This window comes from uncultured Thiodictyon sp. (assembly GCF_903946935.1).
In the GTDB taxonomy this organism is placed as follows: domain Bacteria; phylum Pseudomonadota; class Gammaproteobacteria; order Chromatiales; family Chromatiaceae; genus Thiodictyon.
Genome location: NZ_CAJAXH010000033.1, coordinates 1 through 1,576 on the forward strand (window position 1 = coordinate 1; position 1,576 = coordinate 1,576).

Consider the following 1,576-nt stretch of genomic DNA (forward strand, 5'->3'; position numbering starts at 1 on the left):
CACACCGCCGACACCCAAGCTGCCTCCCGCAGAGGTTTGGATCAACCCGCCGGCCGCAGGCTTAACCGAGATCCAAGAGCCTCCCGAGCAACACTAAATTCGACACCCCGGTGTCTCATTTTCATTGACACATTCCGAAGGCGTGGACCTCCTCCGGGCTCAGATAGCGCTGCCGGGCGTTGTTCTCTTGGAGCTTGGGTAGGCCCTGGACGGGGTTCTTCTCCAGGATGTCCCACTGGATCGCCAGGGCGAACATGCGCTGGAGCAGCGAGCGCAGCCGGTTCACGGTCGCCGGGGCCAGTCCGCTCTTGGTACGCTCGGCCAGGAAGAGCTGTACCTTCTGCGTGGTGATCGCGTCCAGCGTCAGCTTGCCGAGCACCTCATAGATATGATGTTCCAGACGGGAGCGGTCATCCCGGTGGGAGCGCTTGGTCTGTTCGGCGTAAGGGAGATACTGCTCCTGGGCGAACGCCTGGAGCGTCGGGATGGCATCGACCTGGCGTTTCTCGGTCAGGGGATCGACGCCGCTGTCGAGTTTGGCGCGCAGCTCGTTGACCCGCTGCCGCGCCGCGGCCAGGGAGGTCGACGGGAACTCGCCGATCTTGATGATGTGGCGGTGCTTGCGAAACGAGTAGCGGTAGTACCAGAATTTGCGGCCTGTGCGGTTGACGAGCACCTTGAGGCCGGGACAGGCGAGGTCTGAGTATTCGGCCTCGCGAGCGCCGGCCGAGCGGTCCTGGGGTGGCAGATTCTCGACGTCCCGCACCGTGAAGCGGAACGATTTGGGCGGTTGGCTCATCGGGTTCTCCGAGGTTGGGTGACGGTGATTAGGATGGCAGAGAGGGAAAGACCTTTAGACCCATCAAAGCCTTGCGTTTCCGGCTAGAGCTAGGCAGGGCCGGATAGGGCACATTTTTTTCGGTCAACGACACACAGGGATGCCGTCCGGCGGGCTGGATGCCGGCCGGGGCGAGGGGGAGGGCGATCAGGGGACGATCAGGAGGCGAGCGGGCGCCGGGATGGACCCAGAGGGCGTGGGTGGTGGCGGTGGCGACGCTCCGGTCGCGTTCCGGGTGCTGAGGCGCGGGCGCTGTGCGTCGGCTGTGCCGAGCCACATCCCGACCGGGCCAGACTGTCGACGGCTTGAGCCAGCGTTGGGGTCGCCGGTGCGGTGCGTTGGTCCAGTTGGAGCCGGCTGGATACCGTTGGAGCCATGCACGAGCGCCCGAGACTGGAGGGCTCTGACTCCGTCAACCTAGGTTCGAATCCTAGTCCCCCAGCCAATAGAGAAAAGGGCTTAGCCGCAAGGCTAGGCCCTTTTTGTTGGTGCTCCCGGCGCATGCCAGGGCGATCCAGGTCCCGACAGGGTTAGGCGTGGCCGGTTCCGGAGCGTATTTCCTGCCGGAGACCACACAAAGTTTGGGTCGGGGCGAGTCAGGGCGGAACCGTTCTAGCCAGGACTCTCTGTTGCAACCGGCGGTTGTCCGCAACACTGGACAACGCCAGGTGGCCCGGGTATAAAGCACGTCGGTCCCCTTACTGTCCGAGGCCCCGTGCGTGAACCTTCGCGAGGTCA

At 64.3% G+C, this 1,576-nt stretch carries 1 protein-coding gene; it reads right to left on the reverse strand.

The annotated features are described in order from the left end of the window. Window positions 1-121: 121 nt before the first annotated feature. A complete protein-coding gene (locus QZX93_RS03830) occupies window positions 122-799 on the reverse strand; it encodes an integrase arm-type DNA-binding domain-containing protein (protein WP_295388374.1) in 678 nt (225 codons plus the stop codon). Window positions 800-1,576 lie beyond the last annotated feature (777 nt).